Annotated in this window: 17 protein-coding genes and 1 tRNA gene; 6 read left to right on the top strand and 12 right to left on the bottom strand. The window is 43.8% G+C overall.

Features of this window, described 5'->3' with window-relative positions; translation table 11 throughout:
• The first annotated feature begins 113 nt into the window (after positions 1–113).
• On the top strand, positions 114–965 hold the full coding sequence (locus tag V7K27_RS09340) for a polysaccharide deacetylase family protein (protein ID WP_334946420.1): 852 nt from the start codon (positions 114–116) through the stop codon (positions 963–965).
• A gap of 332 nt (positions 966–1,297) precedes the next feature.
• Here the strand turns inward: V7K27_RS09340 and V7K27_RS09345 are convergent, their stop codons facing one another.
• From V7K27_RS09345 to V7K27_RS09355, 3 genes are all read right to left on the bottom strand, one after another.
• Positions 1,298–1,690, bottom strand: a complete 393-nt coding sequence (locus V7K27_RS09345) for an alr0857 family protein (RefSeq protein ID WP_334946422.1) — start codon at positions 1,688–1,690, stop codon at positions 1,298–1,300.
• A 16-nt stretch (positions 1,691–1,706) separates the two neighbouring features.
• The gene (locus tag V7K27_RS09350; RefSeq protein ID WP_442947601.1) at positions 1,707–2,213 is read right to left on the bottom strand and encodes an HNH endonuclease; all 507 of its coding nucleotides are present in this window, start codon (positions 2,211–2,213) and stop codon (positions 1,707–1,709) included.
• A 110-nt stretch (positions 2,214–2,323) separates the two neighbouring features.
• Positions 2,324–2,572 carry a hypothetical protein gene (locus V7K27_RS09355; protein WP_334946424.1) on the bottom strand — a complete coding sequence of 83 codons (249 nt, stop codon included), beginning with the start codon at positions 2,570–2,572 and terminating at the stop codon, positions 2,324–2,326.
• Between the two features lie 71 nt (positions 2,573–2,643).
• On the opposite strand from V7K27_RS09355, the gene V7K27_RS09360 reads away from it, so the two are divergent.
• The 3 genes from V7K27_RS09360 (at position 2,644) to V7K27_RS09370 (ending at position 6,733) form a co-directional block, all read left to right on the top strand.
• The gene (locus V7K27_RS09360) at positions 2,644–2,979 is read left to right on the top strand and encodes a hypothetical protein (protein WP_334946426.1); all 336 of its coding nucleotides are present in this window, start codon (positions 2,644–2,646) and stop codon (positions 2,977–2,979) included.
• Positions 2,980–3,964: 985 nt separating this feature from the next.
• The gene (locus tag V7K27_RS09365; protein WP_334946427.1) at positions 3,965–5,983 is read left to right on the top strand and encodes a GAF domain-containing sensor histidine kinase; all 2,019 of its coding nucleotides are present in this window, start codon (positions 3,965–3,967) and stop codon (positions 5,981–5,983) included.
• 141 nt (positions 5,984–6,124) lie between these two features.
• On the top strand, positions 6,125–6,733 hold the full coding sequence (locus tag V7K27_RS09370; protein WP_334946429.1) for an SRPBCC family protein: 609 nt from the start codon (positions 6,125–6,127) through the stop codon (positions 6,731–6,733).
• A gap of 201 nt (positions 6,734–6,934) precedes the next feature.
• Here the strand turns inward: V7K27_RS09370 and V7K27_RS09375 are convergent.
• Positions 6,935–7,007 (bottom strand) — tRNA-Glu (locus tag V7K27_RS09375).
• A gap of 326 nt (positions 7,008–7,333) precedes the next feature.
• On the opposite strand from V7K27_RS09375, the gene V7K27_RS09380 reads away from it, so the two are divergent.
• Entirely contained in the window at positions 7,334–9,253 is a 1,920-nt protein-coding gene (locus tag V7K27_RS09380; protein WP_334946430.1) for a cation:proton antiporter, read from the top strand.
• 139 nt (positions 9,254–9,392) lie between these two features.
• On the opposite strand, the gene V7K27_RS09385 is transcribed toward V7K27_RS09380, so the two are convergent.
• Together V7K27_RS09385 and V7K27_RS09390 are read right to left on the bottom strand one after the other, a co-directional pair.
• Positions 9,393–10,004, bottom strand: a complete 612-nt coding sequence (locus tag V7K27_RS09385) for a cytochrome b N-terminal domain-containing protein (RefSeq protein WP_334946432.1) — start codon at positions 10,002–10,004, stop codon at positions 9,393–9,395.
• A gap of 358 nt (positions 10,005–10,362) precedes the next feature.
• On the bottom strand, positions 10,363–11,058 hold the full coding sequence (locus V7K27_RS09390; RefSeq protein WP_334946434.1) for an esterase/lipase family protein: 696 nt from the start codon (positions 11,056–11,058) through the stop codon (positions 10,363–10,365).
• A gap of 548 nt (positions 11,059–11,606) precedes the next feature.
• Here V7K27_RS09390 and V7K27_RS09395 point away from each other — a divergent pair.
• The gene (locus V7K27_RS09395; RefSeq protein ID WP_334946436.1) at positions 11,607–13,133 is read left to right on the top strand and encodes a hypothetical protein; all 1,527 of its coding nucleotides are present in this window, start codon (positions 11,607–11,609) and stop codon (positions 13,131–13,133) included.
• A 345-nt stretch (positions 13,134–13,478) separates the two neighbouring features.
• Here V7K27_RS09395 and petJ read toward each other — a convergent pair whose 3' ends face one another.
• The 6 genes from petJ to V7K27_RS09425 form a co-directional block, all read right to left on the bottom strand.
• Positions 13,479–13,823 (bottom strand): cytochrome c6 PetJ, encoded by a 345-nt coding sequence (gene petJ, locus V7K27_RS09400; RefSeq protein WP_334761071.1) that lies wholly within the window; start codon positions 13,821–13,823, stop codon positions 13,479–13,481.
• Positions 13,824–14,061: 238 nt separating this feature from the next.
• A complete protein-coding gene (gene petE, locus V7K27_RS09405) occupies positions 14,062–14,481 on the bottom strand; it encodes a plastocyanin (RefSeq protein ID WP_334946438.1) in 420 nt (139 codons plus the stop codon).
• Positions 14,482–14,762: 281 nt separating this feature from the next.
• Positions 14,763–15,254, bottom strand: a complete 492-nt coding sequence (gene psbV, locus V7K27_RS09410) for a photosystem II cytochrome c-550 (RefSeq protein WP_334946440.1) — start codon at positions 15,252–15,254, stop codon at positions 14,763–14,765.
• Positions 15,255–15,386: 132 nt separating this feature from the next.
• Positions 15,387–15,602 (bottom strand): hypothetical protein, encoded by a 216-nt coding sequence (locus V7K27_RS09415; RefSeq protein WP_334827186.1) that lies wholly within the window; start codon positions 15,600–15,602, stop codon positions 15,387–15,389.
• A gap of 285 nt (positions 15,603–15,887) precedes the next feature.
• Positions 15,888–16,724 carry a carbohydrate ABC transporter permease gene (locus V7K27_RS09420; protein ID WP_334946442.1) on the bottom strand — a complete coding sequence of 279 codons (837 nt, stop codon included), beginning with the start codon at positions 16,722–16,724 and terminating at the stop codon, positions 15,888–15,890.
• A complete protein-coding gene (locus tag V7K27_RS09425; protein ID WP_334946444.1) occupies positions 16,721–17,629 on the bottom strand; it encodes a carbohydrate ABC transporter permease in 909 nt (302 codons plus the stop codon). The genes V7K27_RS09420 and V7K27_RS09425 overlap by 4 nt, the downstream gene beginning before the upstream one ends.
• Positions 17,630–18,242 lie beyond the last annotated feature (613 nt).

The following is an 18,242-nucleotide window of genomic DNA, read 5'->3' on the forward strand; positions in this document are numbered from 1 at the left end:
AGAAAGTTTTTTTGAAATTGTCTAGAAAAGCTGCTGCACTTAGGTTTGAACTTGCTAACCCCTCTGAAAAGTTAAACTACAGTTATGATTGGGTGAGTATTTAAAAGCCTGACGTGACAGACAACTACCTCAAGCGACAAAAGATAATTAGTGTTGTTGCGATCGCCTCTTGGATTACAGCTTGTAGTATTGCTCCAGGCACCTCCCCACAATTGGGGTTGAACCAGCCTTTAAGCAAAATCCATACTGCACAAGATCCAGATCATCCAGCAAAAGGCCAAATTAATGCCCAACTACCGCCATCAGCCAAAGTAGAAAACCCTACCTTTACAGTCCCAGCTAAATTTCAGGGAAAAACTGTTTATCAGGTGCATCCCAGGAACAACGAGAAGGTTATTGCTTTAGGCATTGATGATGGACCCTGGCCAAAGACAACCCTAGAAATGCTGGATATCTTGAAGCAAAATGATGTTAAGGTGACATTCTTTTGGGTAGGACAAGCCTTGAAAGCCAGTCCTGACCTAGCCAAGCGTGAGGTAGCCGAGGGACACGCCATTGGCAACCATACTTGGCATCATTGGTATCGGCGAATGGATGAAGCCACAGCCAAGAGTGAAATTGATCGCACATCTGACCTGATATATAAAACTACAGGAGTCAAAACTGCTCTGTTTCGTCCTCCTGGAGGTGTTTTAAATAACGGACTAGCCGCTTACGCCAAAAGCCAGAAGGACGCTGTAATTATGTGGTCAGTAACTTCAGCTGATACTGATCCTCACGCCAAACCGCAGGCATTTGTAAATAATGTCCTGAAAGGCGCCAAACCTGGTTCTATTGTTTTAATGCATGATGGTGGTGGCGATCGCCAAAGAACTGTACAAGCTTTGCCACAAATCATCAACGGACTCAAAGAGCAGGGCTACCGATTTGTGACAATTCCCGAACTACTGGAAATGGGACAATAAAGGGTGAGAAATTCTACTCACCGAATTTTAGATTTTAAATTTTGGATTTTGGATTGAATAATCCAAAATCCAAAAAGGTCTGTTCTCGCAGTTTCTCCAAGAATTGCCCCAATACGGTTCGGTTAAGGTGCATAGTCCTTAAAGATCCCCCTTAGTCCCCCTTAAAAAGGGGGAAATAGAGCCATTATTAGCCCCCCTTTTTAAGGGGGGTTGGGGGGATCAACTCTTATGCGAACCGTATTGAAAGTTGCCCCCGAATTTCAACCTGAGAACAAATCTAAAATCTAAAATCCAAAATCCAAAATCCAAAATTGAGTCACCCTACTATTTGTTTATTCGCTCATGACAGAAGCACTGCTCTCTTGAGCTTCCTGCCAAAGTTTATGCAAAAAGAACTCAGCGCGATCGCTCATAGTGGTGACAAACACACCTACAGCATCCTTATAACTATCTGATAGCCAAGAACCCCGCAGGGTGACTTCCATATATTCGGCATCGCAGGCACAGAGGGCAATGATTCCTCTGTCATCTCTTTTTACCTCAGCCCTGAGTACTTCTACTCCTGGCAAATCAACAGGAAGCAAAAAGGAAGCGGTACTGGGTTCAATGCATAAACTTTGCCCAACTCGCAGGGCTAAAATCACTCGCTGCGCTACCCATTCTTCTAGCGACAGAGTGATACATTCCAAATCAAAGCTACTTTCAGTGTAAGTTAATTTCAGCATTCCTTATGCTCTCCTGTTATTCCAGGCTTCCTTGCATATCTATCCAAAACTGTTCAGCAAAAGAAATCGCAGGGTGCATTGGTGCTTTTGGTTTGGTACGCAGTTGCATACCAGCCTCAAACAAGGTGCGATCGCTTTTACGGGAGTTACATCTCTCACAAGCTGTGACTACGTTATCCCAAGTGTGAGAACCGCCTTTCGATCGCGGCATCACATGATCTAGCGTTAGATGTTTGCCGCTACCGCAATATTGGCAACTGTGATGATCTCGTCGCAACACTTCCCGCCGATTCACTGGCGGAACTTTCCACATCCGCTCATTGGAAGTGATTGTCAAGCGAATGTGTTTTGGCACATCAATTACCAAACTGGGTGAGTGAACTCGCCATCCGCCTTCTGTGGTAAAACCCAGCGCTTGGGCTTTGTTGGTTACTAACAGCACAATCGCCCGCTTGATATTGACCCGACACAGTGGCAAGTAATTTTGAGAAAACACCACCACAGATTGCTCTAACACTTGCATTGCGATCGCGCCGCGCATGGAAGATATCGTCACAGCTTAACTCCTTATAAAAAAACCCCCGCTTCGTTTGGGTGAAGCGGGGGTTAGAATTGACCGGAAAATTTTCTGGTCTATATTGGTACAGTATTTCTTTGCCTGTACCCCCCGCTTTTTTCGTCTAGTTGTGGTTTTGCAATCAGCGCACTAATGCTGAGATGTCTAAAATCATAATTACCCTCTGTGATTTGCCCATGATTTCGGCTACCATCGCCCATAAATAAATACTCCAATCCCATAGCAGCTGATTCCCAACCGGCTCGGCAATTGGTAGCGCCCAAAGAAGTAGAGATGGGGTAAATGGATTTCACAGAAAATTTCACCTATTGAACATTCCTTTAAACATACTACACTTGTATTACTATCCTGTCTATACTTTCAAGGAGAAAAAGTGATGCATACGATCGCTCGCACCCCAACCACCGATATGGAAGTTACCAGCATCCGCCTGGAGCGGGAACTCAAAGATAAGCTCAAAGAAATAGCTGGGAATCAGGGATATCAAGCTCTGATCCGAGATATCCTTTGGAATTATGTCCAGCAAAAATCAGGTGAGTGGAAGCCGCGATTTTCGCGATCCGACATTCGAGCTAGCATAGCTGCCACAGCTCAACAAGAAGAACGCTGTGTACTTACAGGTCAACTAATTCAACCCCAACAACCGATGTTGTTAGGACTAACGAGGAATGGCGATATGGTTCCTCTGAGTGTCGAGAGTTTGGCTCTCTAGTCTTATATTTCGGCAATGCAGCCCGATTATTAATCAAGAGTGCTGAGTTAAAAGACCGCCACGCCATTTGCTCCTCCGTGGAAATTAAAAAGACCGCAGTGGCTCCACAAAGGGCGGGGCAAAAACCCAAGTACATCACTGATGGGTACTTTTGCATTACTCAGCACTCAGTAAGGTAAAAATAATTGGGCTGCATTCAAAATTTAGTTTTATCGAACAGAATTCAGGAGTCAGGAGTCAGAATTCAGAATTCAGAATGAATTCTGAACGAAAAAGCGGATAGCGCAGCGTTAGCGAGTCCGCGAGCGTCTGAATAACTGGGTTTAAGACCCTTACCAAATCTATGATTTGGTGGTGCAACAATTTAGTTTAGTGGCGGGTCTCTCTTACAAAGTTGCTCCTCTACAGCGCTTCGCGCATCCTGCGGCGGGGGAGACCCCAAGACCGCACTTTGCGCTGAATCCCCGACTGAAAGATTGCTGAATTCTGAATTCTGGATTCTGCATTCTTCTTCAAGAAAATCTTACTGAGAGTTACGGAGATCAAAGAGTAGCTTGTTGAACCTACTCGGTTTAAGACAAAATGTAATAAAAATTTATTAAAGAAATCAGAATAACTTAAGTAATTTTACGTGAAATTAAAGGCAGTTTTGGTGAAATTCCAGAGAAATTACGGTTTGTGTATACTTAAATATCGGATAAAGTTAATACATAATTTCAACATAGAGCAGTCAAAAATAAGCTAAATGAATCAGTTATAGGATATCTTAAGTATTCAGTTACTTATATAGCAATGTAGCAATTTACTTGAGCAAGTGGTAACTTGACGATCTGAGATAGAAAAGGGCTATAACAGGTGAGACGAAGTATCTATACAAGATATGTCAATTATCAGGGTGTAGCAATACAACACAACTAATGGTGAAGAATATGCCAAGAGGTTGGGTGCAAAAACAATGGTGTTATTATCCAAGGGCGTACTAAGAATGAAAAAGCCTTTATCGTCGCCGCAAGATTACGTCGATGAGATAGATCGACTACAACCTTACCAAGGGGAGCTGATGCTACATCAGGAAGAATCTGCCCACCAGTTGGTACAGAAGATTAACCAAATCATTGCCAATAGCTCGGCGACGGCATTGGTACTGCAAGATATTGCCCATTTGCTAGGGGTTGTCTTTCAAGTAGATTGTTGCTGTTTGGTTTCAGTAACGGGTGAGACATCCGACGAACCAATTAGTACTAATTGGTGTGCTGATGAGTATCTAGGGTTGCCACACCCAGAAAAGATGTTTTCAATGGAACAGTTGCTTATGCACTCGCCAGTGCTGCAATGTGCTGCCCAACCATTGACTATTGAAGATATTTCCCTGATTCACAACAGTCTGGTAATTGGTTGTCAATATTTGCCACTACCGATAAAAGCAGTTTTGGCAATTACCACCCGATTTGGTGGCAATAATAATGGGGTGATTGGTCTGATTAAATTCCAACCTTATGATTGGAGTGAATCAGAAATACAATTGCTCAAACAAGTGGAGTGGGCTTGCGCGCTCGCTTTTTCGGGTGTGGCACAAGCTCAACTAATTGCTCATCAACAGCAGTACCTGGAAAAGAGCAAGCAGCATCAAAGCTTAATCAAGCAATTAACTATATTGAGTCGTAGCAACTTGGAGCTTAATCAAATGCTCCAGCTAGTTATCGCATCGACTGCCGAATCTCTACAGGCAGATCGGGGTTTACTTATACTACTAAAATATACAGATCCCCTATTTAGGACTCAAGCTAAAAAACAAATTCCGAAAGCGAAAGCTACTGTGATTGGTGAATGGACTGGGCAAATGCAAAGCCTCCGCACTAGTAAACCAAATGCCTTAAATCAGTCTTTCTTGCTTTCAGACTGTGGTTTATGCCAGCGTGCCTTCATCGATTCTGCAAAACCACTAAGCTTTGATGACTATACAGACCAAAACGATACCTCGCCAGCTGCTGCATTATTTGCAGTCGAGGAATTTCCTGCGGTACTATTAGTGCCATTAGAGACTCAGGGTAAAATCTTAGGATTCTTGGTGCTACAGCAATCTGTGACTCGCAGTTGGCAACTAGCAGAATTAAATCTTGTAGAAATGGTTTCTGCTCAAGTGAGTAACGCCATAATTCAGTCACAGACATTGCGCCAAGTGCAAACTTTGGTAGATGAGCGCACAGCGAAACTCCAGAGTAGTCTGGAACTCCAGGCGAAATTGCATGAAAGAACACGGCAGTATGTTGAGCAACTGCGGAAACTTAACGAACTCAAAGATGAATTTTTGAGCAACATGAGCGATCGCTTGCGCTATCCTCTGACAAATATGCTGATGTCAATTCGGAACTTACGTTTGCCAGGGATAACACCAGAGCGTCAAGTTAGATATATGGATATTCTAGAGGAGGAATGTACAAAGGAAATCAACTTGATTAATGACTTGTTGACACTCCAGAAACTAGAGTCGCCTCACGAAGCTCCGCAATTACAACCTATACATTTAAATACTAGAATCCAGGATATAGCAGCATCTTTTGAGAAAAAACTCGCAGATAAGGGATTAAAGATTTCTGTAGATTTGCCCCAAGAGTCGCTAAAACTGCAAACTGAACTAGAGAGTTTTGACCGCATTCTGCAAGAGTTGTTAACAAATGCCTGTAAATACTCAGAGCGTGATACAATTGTACATTTGCAAGCTGCTCACCGAGTTGATCAACAAATTGATCAAGTTATCATAAAGGTGACGAATACAGGACGTGCCATCTCCGAAGAAGAAGCCACCTACATCTTTGACAAGTTCCGTCGCGGCAAAGGGCGCTGGACTGCCGGAACTGGCTTGGGACTTGCTCTAGTCAAGTCTTTAGTGCAACATCTGAATGGAGCGATCGCTGTTGAAAGTCTCCAAATCTCGGATTCTGAGCAGAGCGAAATTTGCTTCACCCTGACTCTGCCTCAGTTTTCTGACGAAAGCAAACCTTAATGAAGTCGGAAGTCGGAAGTCGTAGAGACGCGATTAATCGCGTCTGTACTTTTGTAACGGGGATGAAAGACAAGAGCCACAAAACTTAAAGCCGTGCTAGAAGCACGGGGTTTTAAACCCAATTTTTTGATAATTCTGAAAGTGACTAAAAAACAAAACACCACAGAGAACCCTGATTTCCAGTCTCTCACTGATCGCACCAAGCAAGAGGAGGATTTACCTACTCATGCATTTGCTTTGGCGGCTAAGGTAGAAGTTGAAATTGAGAAAATAGCAGAGCGGCAACGGCGAATTACTGCTAAAGTCCAAATTCCCCACCCAGTGGCACAAATCTGGAAGGTTCTGACAGATTATGAAGCCTTACCTGACTTTCTCCCCAACCTCGCCAAGAGTCGTCTAATCGAGCATCCTAATGGTGGTATTCGACTGGAACAAGTAGGCTCCCAGCGCTTACTAAATTTCAACTTTAGTGCGCGGGTAGTTCTGGATCTGGAAGAATACTTCCCTAAAGAAATTAATTTCCGCATGGTAGAGGGAGATTTTAAAGACTTTTCTGGTAGCTGGTGCTTAGAGCCTTATTCCCTCGGTGAGTATATAGGAACAAATCTGTGCTATATAATTCAAGTTTGGCCTAAACGCACTATGCCAGTGGGAATCATTGAAAATCGCCTGAGCAAAGATTTGCGATTAAATCTTCTGGCTATTTACCAACGTGTAGAAGAGTTAGCGAGCAAAGAACCTGATGTCTAGTTAAACGATCATTCAGGAAGAATCTTGAATGATCGTTTTGCTTCCTAGATTTCGAGTAAAAAAGCTTTTGCTTTTTATTGTTGTTAACAAAGTATGTTCAGTTTAATTCCCCTGCCTAACGACGGCAGCACGAATTGAAGCCTAATTGAAATGCCCCTCACAAAACTTAATTACGAATTACGAATTACGAATTATTTTAAGTACCCCCAGGGGAATTCGAATCCCCGTTACCTCCGTGAAAGGGAGGTGTCCTAGGCCTCTAGACGATGGGGGCATCGGACTCAGACCTTTTATAAGGTAACGAATTTCCTGGCTCTTGTCAACAGCTTTTGCCAAAAAAAGTTTGTGACAGCTAAACTGGGTGGAGGCAAAAACTTGAAGAGGATACAAAGACATGGAAACACAAAGAGAAATCTGTAGATGCTTGTGCAGCTTCCCGCAGGGTGCGTCAGCATCGGGCGATCGCAACTTCGGGGGATACACAGATCGAAAAAACGCTGAATTCAGGAAAGGAGAAAGGGTATGATGTTGTACCCTGTAGAGTTAATATCTACGGTTTCTGACAAAAGATTTTGAAATAAATAGCTCAAAATCTACAACATGGAAGCATCTTTTGAAATCACCCTACAGATGGCGATCGCTGTCTTTGCAGGCATTAGCGCCCAAGTGCTGGCTGCATACCTTCGTTTACCGAGCATCGTCTTGTTATTGCTATTAGGCATCCTCTTTGGCTCTGATGGCTTAGGACTGTTGCATCCCCATTTGCTAGGCAGTGGGCTAGAAGTTATTGTCGCCCTAGCAACGGCAATAATTTTGTTTGAAGGCGGGCTTAACTTGGATCTGCGAGAGTTAGGCAGAGTTTCAGTCAGCCTGCAATTGCTTGTGACTCTCGGAACGCTGATCACATTGCTGGGTGGGAGTATGGCAGCCCACTGGCTGGGTGAATTTCCCTGGAACATAGCTTTTCTCTATGCTTCCATAATTGTGGTGACAGGCCCAACCGTCGTTGGTCCTTTGCTCAAACAAATCAATGTAGATCGGCAAGTGGCAACACTTTTGGAAGGAGAAGGGATTTTAATTGACCCTGTAGGGGCGATCCTCGCCTTCGTTGTCCTCGATACCATTTTGAGCGGCGATGCTGACCCCATCAATGCGATCGTCCGTTTATTGATGCGCCTGGGTGTTGGCGCAGCAATTGGTGGTGCTGGCGGTTATCTGATGAGTTTGATTTTCAAACGTGCCAGTTTTCTGTCATTTGAGCTAAAAAACTTAGTGGTGTTAGCGATACTTTGGAGCCTGTTTACCTTATCGCAAATGATCCGCAGTGAATCGGGAGTAATGACAACAGTAGTTGCAGGGGCAGTCTTTGCTAACTCCTCAGTCCCAGAAGAACGCTTATTACGCAGCTTTAAGGGTCAGCTGACAATTCTCAGCGTCTCGGTGCTATTTATCTTATTAGCTGCTGACCTATCGATTGCGAGTGTGTTTGCTTTGGGTTGGGGTAGTTTATTCACTGTTTTGGTACTAATGTTTGTCGTTCGCCCGATTAATATCCTGTTGTGTACCTGGAACAGTGACCTAAACTGGCGACAGAAACTATTTTTAAGCTGGGTTGCACCTAGAGGAATTGTTGCCGCCTCCGTAGCTTCTTTTTTTGCGATTTCGCTGACACAGCGCGGCATTAACGGCGGTGATTCCATCAAAGCTCTAGTTTTCCTGACAATTATCATGACTGTTGTCTGTCAAGGGCTAACAGCTGGCTGGGTTGCTAAATGGCTGCAAATCACCTCCAAAGATGTAACTGGGGCAGTGATTGTGGGTTGTAGTCCCTTGAGTCTTTTGATTGCCCGGTTCTTTCAAGAACGCGAAGAAAACGTGGTGATGATTGATACTGACCCCCAATGTCTTGTGCAAGCTGAGGCGCAAAATCTCCGGGTTATTGCCAGCAGTGCGCTGGATGCTGCTGTTTTGGAAGAGGCAGGACTTGCCTCTATGGGTACTTTTTTGGCTATGACAAATAATGGTGAGGTGAATTTTGTTTTGGCTCAAAGGGCAGCTGAGGAATTTAATCCGCCGCGTGTCTTAGCTGTTTTCCCCCGTGATCCGCAAGCGAGTACCTCGGTTAGTAATAAAGTTAATCAAGCTTTTATCCCAGACTTAGCGATTAAAACTTGGAATGAATATTTGAATGATGGGCGAGTCAAGCTAGGGACAACCACGCTGAATGAGTCGGAATTTTCCACTCAATGCGATCGCATTCAAGAAATGATTCGGACTGGGGTGTTGATACCGCTATTGCTAGAACGAGAAGAACGCTTACAGGTAATGCCAGCTAATCAAGATTGGGAAGTTGGCGATCGCATTATTTACCTGTTGCACGACCCCAGACCTAGCCTTTTAAAACGCTTATCTGGTGCCACCCAATCCACTCCCCTCTCGCTAGAAAAGTTACCGGAGGTTGAAGACGTATCCTTGGGGCAATTGTCTCAACTTTCCGCTAGTGAGGCTCCTGGGGGATGAGGGGGATGAGGGGGATGAGGGGGATGAGGGGGATGAGGGGGATGAGGGGGATGAGGGAGATGAGGGGGATGAGGGGGATGAGGGGGATGAGGGGGATGAGGGAGATAACTCCTAACTCCCCACTCCCTACTCCCCACTCCTAACTCCTAACTCCTAACTCACCTTGATACATTTGCCATTCCTGCCACACTAAAGCTGATAAATTTACTATGGCAAGAATTAGCGTTACCAGCGAAATCAGATAACTGTGTATTGTATAAAGGTGTTCGACGGTAACTGTGTTAATGGCTCCACCACCAGTCAGGATCTCGCGCAGTTGCCCACCAATAAAAGGAATGGCTTCGATGGTTCCTAGCTCAATGTTAAAACGCCAGTATCCTTCCTGAGTCCAATCTAAAATCATCGCTGTCCAATCCAGCCCGATCGCACTTAGGGTCAACAAAATCCCGCTAATCCAAGCCGCTAGCCAACTCTTGCGAAATTGCCGACCTAAAAACATCACCACAATTTGAATTAGAGCGATCGCAATTACCGCGTTACCAGCAATATCATGCGCTCTCCGAAACAACCAGCCGTATGGCAGTTGTGTATTAATCATCTTTAAGGAGTTATAAGCTCCGCCTGCTGTCGGTTCATAGTAAAAAGCAAGCAAAACTCCGGTAGATACATAAATTAAGCACAGAGTCAAAATCACGACTGATAATATCGTCGCTATTCTTCGCAAAATCCTATCGAACTGGGTGCTTTGCATGGCTCACCCCTCCTGTTCTTAACTAAGTATTTATTCTTCTTATTACAATTTTAGCTAAGAAATATTAATAAATGTTGCAATTTTCCGAAAAAGTTGAAGAAGAATGCAGAATTCAGAATTCAGAATTCAGAATTCAGAATTCAGAATTCAGAATCAATACTTCGGCAGAGCTACGTAACCATCAGTCGGGGATTGGGACCTGCGACTACGAAAGTTGACCACAAAATCTAGGATTTTGTGGGGGTCTAAAAAGAGGTTATTCATCCGCCAGCGATGCACTGAGCCGGTCGTTGTGTCGTACAGAATACCCAACTGAATTCTGACGACTGGTGCCAATATTGCTGTTCGATAAAGTTTTCTAAATCAAATATTGTACCCAAGCTTTTAAAGGTTCTGCTGAACCATACCAAATTCCAGGACTTCTCGGAGAATGCCTCACACCTTCAATTACCAGATTTTCTGCCCCTTTTAGGTGAGCAGCTTGGATGGGTGTGATTCCATCTCCCCAGGTGTTACCCTTACCACAGGTTAATTGATAACTACTGTAAGCTAACCAACTACCACGTCGCCTTTCCCCATAGATAGTTTTGCCAGCGACACAAACATAACGAACGTTTTTATAAAAAGCTCCTGGGTAGTTATTGGTGACAAAATCTAGATTGGAGCGTGTCCAGCGTTCTTGACTAATATGGGGTGTACCCAAGGTGATCAGAGTCGCAACTAGGGGATGCGCTTCCCAGATCAATGGTTTGACATCACCACGTACCAAATAGGGCTTTTCTCCCATGTAGATGCGGGATATCCAACCTCCGGCTGAGTGACCAATCAAATTAACTTGAGTAGCATTATGTTGCTGCAATGTATGCTTGATCGTCAGATCGAGTTGTTGCAGAATCGGTGTTACTGGTCTTCCGCCAATAGTGGGTAGCCAGTCACGTCGTCGCAGTGGTACTGTAACCGTGGGAAAACCTAACTGTTGTAGGGATTGTTCTAGTTGACGGTAAGCGATCGCGCTTTCTAAATATCCAGGCAAAATAACTGTCGGTAACGGCATTTTAGATTTTGGATGCAATGATTGGTGGTTTGAACATTTTTGACGAAGAAGTAGTCAGATTCAGAAACTAGAATTGCGATCGCGCGACTGACTCCTTTTATAAAAACCCAAATAGCTTTGGTGGCGTTTAGGGCGGGAATGTCAGCCCCTTCGGGGAAGTCAAAAGTCAATAAGATTGTACAATTTGCAACAGTTTTAGGGGCTGCTGATGTGGTAGTATTTTTACATAGGGGTTAGTCTGGGATCAGCAGGTGTGCCATCTGCCACAGAAGCCTAGTTGACTGGAAAACAGTAGAAAAAACAAGGCAACTTCAGCAGATGTTGTGAAGTACTAAAACTTGTGCGTTCACTTAAACTTTATAAATATCCCAGATAGTAATCTTAATTGTGTGCGTCAGAACAATAAATTGCAATTTTGGCATTTTGATTGCTAGCATAGGAAGTTATTATTTCCTTAGACGGATGCCTCTTTTGCAAAATATTGCAATATGGTCGGAAAGATAAAATCGCTAGTAAACTGCAACTGAGCCGAGTGAACGATAACAGCTATGTCTTACGTCTCCCTGCTGAAAAATATACCAGAAATCTTAAGCCAGCCAATTGGGATAGCAGCTATAGCCTCTCTTGGTATCCACGGTGCGATCGCCATGATTGTGCCATTGATGCCTATGGATTCTAGCAAGCCCAACCAAACAGCATCATCCAAAACAGTCGGACTTTTGGAATTGAGCCAAGCCGACCAAAACCGTTTGCCGCAAACCACACCCCAAGTTGGTTTACAACCATTTCCTCCAGTAGCGCCAGTTTCTCCTCCCAACTTTAGCGCCCAAACTGTATTGCCCCCATTGGCACCAGCGCCATCCAGTCAGCTAGTACTGCCTCCGCTACCCCCAGCATCGAATAGCTATCGGGTTTCTTCCTTACCTACAAGGCAGTCTTTGCGGATGATTCCTAGTGATAATTTGCGATTTGACGCGTCTAAATTTGACAGTTCTAAATACAACAATACCAGCGCTAAATTCTCTCCATCAGTTCCTCGTGTGAATGAGAGTACCAGCAAATACGAGCCACCTAAGCCACTGGCTCTAAATAGGTTGCCAGAATTGCAGTCGCAGAAAATACCTGATGATATTCTGCAAAATCCCCAATCTTCAAATTTATCTGACACTAGCCCCATTGCAACAGCACAGGGAAATAGGACTCTACAGATGACGCAACCGGCTAATGATGCGTCTAGAATTGCTCAAAATCCACTGATAAACTCTCTAAAACAAGCTCCCAGGTTTGGGGATAGCTTAACTCCCATTAGGGGAACTACGCTCAAGACACCTGGTTTATCTGGAAAAGGAACTGAACTGGCGATTGCACAGCTAGACTCCTACGCAAACCTGAGAAAAGAAATTCAGCAACAATACCCCAACGCTGAACAAAAACCAGTCATCCGCCAAACATTACCTACGAATAAGCCGAATCTTGAAGGTGCTGTTTTGGGTATGTTAGTGGTAGATCCTGATGGCAAGGTCTTAGATATCAAGTTTCAAGACAAGTTAGTTTCGCCGGAATTGGAATTAAAAGCAAGGCAATACTTCAATAAGCAATCCCCCAAGGGAGATAGACAGATCAGTTCCTATCCATTTAACCTACGTTTCCAAAACAACATTAGCAACACTACTGGAACTACTCAAGAGCAAAAGCCCTCATCATTATTATCTACACCGGGAATCAATAACAATCAGCTTACGCCCTCACCAGCAGCTACTTTTAAACCATTACCTGATTTGCGAATCAGAAATAACCAGCCTTTGTCCTCACCGACAAGTATTCTCAAACCATTAGTTGCACCAGGAATCAATAGCAATCAGCCTGAGTTCTCACCGACAGTTAGTCCCAAAGCATTGTCTGAACTGGGAATCAGAAGTAATCAGCCCACGCCTTCATCGGCAGCTATTACTTCCCAACCGTTATTGCTGCCGAGAGTCAATAATAGTCAGCCTACGTCCTCTGCTGAATCCGAGCAAAAATTAGTAGAACAGTTGCGCGAAGTGAAGGAAAACAGACAACAATCTAATCCTTGAAGAAGAAGTCAGAATTCAGAAGTCAGAATTCAGGAATCAGAATCAATATTTCGGGAGAGCTACGTAACCAGCAGTTGACGAACTGGCGATCGCTAGTTCGTCATATATTAGGACTAGTATAAGATTAGTGAAATGCACATAGTGGACTCTCATGGCTAAAATAGTGCATTAGACGTAGACGTAGGTTGGGTGGAGCGGAGCGCAACCCAACATCTATCAGGATGCTGGGTTACGCAAAGCCTCCACCCAACTTACAATTTTTTTTTGCAACATTTTAGCTGTAGAGGGTCTACTACAAGACTTGACTGAGCGCTCACCCCATAATAATTAGACGGTATAGCTAGTTTACCAGCCTTGTTCTGCATTCTGAAAAACGTAAGCAGCTACCTCTAGAATCTCCTCAGAACTTAATTTGCTTTTAAAGGCAGGCATTGCATTTTTCCCATTTTGTACTTGGTGGATAATCGCCTGGATTGAGTCGCGATCATAATTTTCTAGGTACTTTGACAATGCTTCCTTTTTCAAAGTTTTCTGGCTAATCAGGATGTTACCGCCACCGATATGGCAAGAAGCGCAGTTAGCCTCGAAGATTTTAGCACCGTTGGATGTTTCGGCAGCTAGTGCTGGACTAATGAATGTGAATTTGAATAGAGCGATCGCTAACAGTAGGATTAATAAAAGTATTCTCAAGAAAATTTCCTCGCAACAAGCCTCCAGCAAGAGTATAAACGCGATTAATCCCCCATTAAGTCAAATTTGATCAAAATTGGCGGTAACGAGTTCACCCCTGCATCCCCACAAGTTGCTTAGGGTCTTAGGATAGGACTCGTTACCGCCATTTATCGATTGTGTGCGTCACTCTAGGAGTGTGGCGTGTTGATATGAGCTAATTTCACTGAGAAATCATCTTAGTTAAACAACAGTGTTTCTAGCCTTCGACAGTGATTGTACCAATCATGCCAGCACCACGGTGAGGTTCACAGTAGAAGGTGTAGTCACCAGCAGGTGCGTCTGCGGCGAAGGTGGTTGTTTCCTTTTGACCAGGACTCATAAGCAACTTCTTATGAGACAGAGATTTTGCTAAATCAGCGCTCTTATTGGGGTTTTTACCAGCATCAAACACAACATTATGGGGAGGAACTTTGTTGTTTACCCATTCAATTGTATCACCTGGTTTAATTGTCAACTTTTTCGGTTCAAATGCTAGCAGTCCTTTATCGCTGCCTAATTTCACCTTGTAAGTTTCAGCCGCAGCGCTGGGAGTAAAAACAGCGAAGCTGCTAACAACTAAAAGGATTGTCAACACAGCCAAACTAAGGCGTCGCCAGCTTGCCGAAATCAATTTCATGGCTCTCTCCTAACAAATAATTTTTTTCCTTTTCTCATTTTAAATAAAATCAACGCCAAATATGACAATCTGTCATAGATAGATTTTTTTTTTAATAATGGGGAGCAATTTATTGCAAAAAGCTGTGCAATCAAGTAATAAATACTAGATTGCCATAAATAAGTAATTAGGGAATGGGGAATGGGGAATGGGGAATGGGGAATGGGGAATGGATTTTTCCCAATGCCCAATGCCCAATGCCCAATGCCCTATTCCCAATGACTCAGTACTAATTCAAGGATTTAGTAATAGATTTTTCCACCTCCCCACTTAGCGCCAACGATTTTGGGTTGTAAGAGAATATGACCAGCGATCGCTTCCAAGTCATCATCCGTCAGATTTCGCACTGCTGTGAAAATATCTGCGCTTTTGATACTGGGGTGAATTTCGGAAATCTCTTCTTCCCCGTCGTAAGTAGTGGGATTTTTCAGGTAATCCACTAAGCCTTCGACGTTGTTACGGTTGGGTGTTGCCAGTGCCAGATCCTCTGGAGCTAGTCCAACGTTCTGGTTTGTCTTGGTAACTCCCCCAGCATGACATTGGGCGCAAGCGTAATTAAATAAACGTTTGCCTTCTTTGACTTGTTTAAGGCTGAGTACGACGGTATCACCTTGAGTATTTAATGGCACTGTTCGGGTAGCTTCGTCCAGTTCCACTGCTGTCGCGCTACCGACAATCAACTGAAACGAGAGTAAAACAGTAACCACAACAACGCCAATGAGTCTTCTAAACATGTTTCCCCTTAAAGATTTTGACGCTCAACACAGCTAAAAAAGCGATTCTCAATCTCCAAGCTGCTAATTGCTAACGACTCATCTTCTGTGTCATTAGCTATCAGTGATTAGCCAAAGCTCCGAGATCACCCTTCAGGTGATCTCGTTATCACCCTCCAAGTCGCTAGTACCTTTTGGGCGTGTTTCAGACGATATTTGGGAAATAATTGCCTTTGCATCTTCTAACGCCAAACGGGTCTTTTGGTGTTTGTAGGCGATTCCCAGTTGGTTGCACAGAGAAAACACTTTTTCTACAGGAATGCTGTAGTCGGCTGCTATCTCTGCGATCGATAGGTCTGCAAAACCCATAATGCTTATTAACTGATAGATAGAGATTGAGTCGCTGTAATACCAATATCACGTTAGGAGTGCAATTTGTTGCCCAAATTAGGAGGGGAGTGGGGAGTGGGGAGTGGGGAGTGGGGGGATGAGGGGGATGAGGGGGAGTGAGAATTTTAGATTTTAGACTTCGGCGTGAGCGCTCAGTCGAACGCTTTTGGATTAAAGAATTGAAATTTAATCCAAAATCCAAAATCCAAAATCTAAAATCCAAAATTGAATTGCCCAATGCCCAATGATTATGCCCAATGATTATTAACCTTTCCCTCCGGTAAAGGTGACGCTTTGAATAAAATAACGGTTAAAGAAGGCGTAAATGCCTAAAGCTGGCAGGGTGAAGACCATAGAAGCCGCCATAATGTAGTTCCAATAGCTGATGTATTGACCTTTGAAGGTGTTCAGCCCTAAAGGGAGGGTAAACATTTCTGGGTCAAATAGAATAACTATAGGCAGTAAAAAATTATTCCAACTCCCCATGAATACAAAAACTGCCTGTGCTGCTAGTGCTGGTTTTGCTAGAGGTAAGACAATATGTCGGAATATCCCAAAGGTATTTAAGCCATCCAGTTGCGCTGCTTCTTCTAATTCTTTAGGAAAATTAACGAAAAATTGCCGCATCATGAAGATAAATGTGGCATTAACCATGCTAGGCACTATCATGCCTTGGTAAGAATTCAGCCAGCCGATCGCTTTTAAAATCAAAAATGTCGGAATTAGGGTGATTTGCGCCGGGACTGCCAGTACTGCCAAAATTAGGAAGAACCAAAAGCGTTTACCGACAAAGCGGAGTCTTGCTAAGGCATAACCAGCCATTGAATTTAATAACAAGTTTAAAAGCGTGACGCTGACGGCGATCGCCACACTGTTGAACAACCAGCGCCAAAATAACGGTTCTTGGAGAAAGATTTGCTTGTAGTTATCGAGAGTAAAATTCTTGGGGAGAAAATTGGGTTGGGCGCTGACAATCTCTGATAGGGGCTTAAATGATGCGGAAAGTGCCCAGAGAAAGGGAATTAGGGTAACGATCGCATAGAGTGTCAGCAAGAGGTATAACAAGACTTTGAGCCAGGATAAGCCAGAGATGTTAGTCAAATCCGTTCGCCTCCAAAAAGTCGCCGTTGAATCAAAGTGATGGCAATGATCACTGCTGCTAACAAAAATGCGATCGCAGCTGCATATCCCATTTGTAAATTCCGAAACACAGCTTGGTAAATTAGCAGCACCACAGTTAAGGTAGCGTTGTTTGGCCCGCCAGTACCGCCAGAAAAGATGTAAGACTGGTCAAAAAGTTGAAAAGTCCCGATCACCCCCACTGCTACCACAAAGAAGGTTACAGGCTTCAGCAAGGGGAGAGTAATGTAAATAAATTGCTGCCATCCATTCGCCCCATCGAGTCCCGCCGCTTCATAAAGTGTTTGGGGTATATCTTGCAACGCCGCCAGATAAATCACCATGAAAAACGGCGCAGTTGACCAAATGTTCATGATCATAATGCCTTTGAGCGCAACTGCTGGATCACCCAACCAGTTATAAGTAGGTAGCCCCACAAAAGCGAGAAAATCGTTTAGTAGCCCATCGGCGTTATAAATCCACATAAAGATAAGCGTCAGCACTGTTGAAGAAGTGACTGTGGGCAAAAAGTAAAGGATGCGCCACCAATTTTTACCGCGAATCCCAGAATTCAGAGTTACCGCCAGAATTAAAGCCAGGATAGTTTGAGTTGGCACAACAATGGCTACATATTCTGCTGTGTTTCTCAAAGCAATCCAAACCCTTTGATCTTCAGCTAATCGGGTGAAGTTCCGAAAACCGATGAACTCGTATTCAATACCGCCAAGGAGTTGAACTTTTTGTAAGGAAAGAAAAACGGCGTAGAGAATGGGTAAGACTACAAAAGTCCCTAAGACTAGAATGGTGGGCATCATGAACATATACCCAGCCAAATCTTCTGTAATGTTCCACCTGGGGTTACTCCGCCGCCTGCTGATTTCAAACACTGTTAAACCTCCACCTAATCTCGCACTAATCCGGCTGTAGCGATCGGTTGTGCATGATTATTTATCGTACTTCGTGTTCAGAACTCGGAACTTTGTGCTTAGAACTCGGAACTTTGTGCTTAGAACTCGGAACTTTGTGCTTAGAACTCGGAACTTCGTGCTTAGAACTCGGAACTTCGTGTTCACAACTTAGAACTTCGTGTTCACAACTTAGCTAAGGCAGGTAAGATGCCCACCCCACAAGAAGTAGTTGAGTATTTTTTTATTTGGAAGTCCCTTAAAACTTCGTGCTAAAAACTCGGAATTGCCAAAATTTCAGAATAAGTAAAAAGTTAAATTAAACTCACATCTTGCACGATTCTCAATTAGCACCATCGCCCGCCCAGAACTCAAGTTCTGGGCTGATAGCTCAACTCCACGCTTAGTGGACTCAAACTTTTGCTCAGTCTTCTTTAGAAGACTTTAGCTATTAGCCTCAGAATTCATTCTGAGGCGGTTGTTGTCACTGATGCAAGATCAGCTGTTGCGTATTTAATTTGTATATTGTAGTGCGGGCATCTTGCCCGCACTACAATATTTTTGGGTTTTCGTGTTATACAATTTAGCTGCACAT

This window comes from Nostoc sp., assembly GCF_036919575.1.
In the GTDB taxonomy this organism is placed as follows: domain Bacteria; phylum Cyanobacteriota; class Cyanobacteriia; order Cyanobacteriales; family Nostocaceae; genus Nostoc.

Coding starts and splice junctions, on each gene's coding strand:
- V7K27_RS09345 (WP_334946422.1), bottom strand. CDS start 1,690: ATGCTGAAATTAACTTACACTGAAAGTAGCTTTGATTTGGAATGTATC.
- V7K27_RS09350 (WP_442947601.1), bottom strand. CDS start 2,213: ATGCAAGTGTTAGAGCAATCTGTGGTGGTGTTTTCTCAAAATTACTTG.
- V7K27_RS09360 (WP_334946426.1), top strand. CDS start 2,644: ATGCATACGATCGCTCGCACCCCAACCACCGATATGGAAGTTACCAGC.
- V7K27_RS09365 (WP_334946427.1), top strand. CDS start 3,965: ATGAAAAAGCCTTTATCGTCGCCGCAAGATTACGTCGATGAGATAGAT.
- V7K27_RS09380 (WP_334946430.1), top strand. CDS start 7,334: ATGGAAGCATCTTTTGAAATCACCCTACAGATGGCGATCGCTGTCTTT.
- V7K27_RS09385 (WP_334946432.1), bottom strand. CDS start 10,004: ATGCAAAGCACCCAGTTCGATAGGATTTTGCGAAGAATAGCGACGATA.
- V7K27_RS09390 (WP_334946434.1), bottom strand. CDS start 11,058: ATGCCGTTACCGACAGTTATTTTGCCTGGATATTTAGAAAGCGCGATC.
- V7K27_RS09395 (WP_334946436.1), top strand. CDS start 11,607: ATGTCTTACGTCTCCCTGCTGAAAAATATACCAGAAATCTTAAGCCAG.
- petE (WP_334946438.1), bottom strand. CDS start 14,481: ATGAAATTGATTTCGGCAAGCTGGCGACGCCTTAGTTTGGCTGTGTTG.
- psbV (WP_334946440.1), bottom strand. CDS start 15,254: ATGTTTAGAAGACTCATTGGCGTTGTTGTGGTTACTGTTTTACTCTCG.
- V7K27_RS09415 (WP_334827186.1), bottom strand. CDS start 15,602: ATGGGTTTTGCAGACCTATCGATCGCAGAGATAGCAGCCGACTACAGC.